The following is a 550-nucleotide window of genomic DNA, read 5'->3' on the forward strand; positions in this document are numbered from 1 at the left end:
TGATTGTCTACTTTTGAAGGCGTTGGTTGCGGTTGTGAATTTTCAATATTTGTAGATTCTTGAGGTGTAGTTGGTTTTGTTTGAATTTCACTTGTAGATGGTTTTGTAGTTACATCGTTATTTGTATTATTTGGTGCTTTCTTCTCTTCTAAAATAACAGATGTATCTTCTGTCGCGGTTTTATCAGTTGAAGGTTTAACATTTTCTTTTTCAATGTTTTGAGGCTTAGTTTCAGTTGTAGCTGTAACGTTATTTTGCTGTTGTTGAGTACTTGATTTAGTTGATTCTTCTTTAGCTTCTGGTTGTGAATCAGTATTTGTTTCTTTCTTAATTGGATTTGTTGAATCATTTTCTGTTGTCGAATTATTTTCAGCTTCTGACACTACTTCTTTATTATCACTAGTCGTTGCATCATCTTGTTTTGCATTTTCTGTACTAGTGTTTTCAGCAGCTTTAGCTTCTTGGTTCCCTAGACCAAAAATCAATGTCGTACCTACTAAAATCGATGCAGTTCCTACAGTATACTTTCTAATCGAAAATTTGTTTAAGC

1 protein-coding gene is annotated in these 550 nt (G+C 33.1%); it reads right to left on the bottom strand.

From position 1 onward, the window contains the following. Positions 1 to 550 (bottom strand): YSIRK-type signal peptide-containing protein (locus tag IDG60_RS01085; protein ID WP_206160384.1); only part of this gene is annotated, 550 nt, incomplete at both ends.

This window comes from Staphylococcus sp. EG-SA-2 (assembly GCF_017152085.1).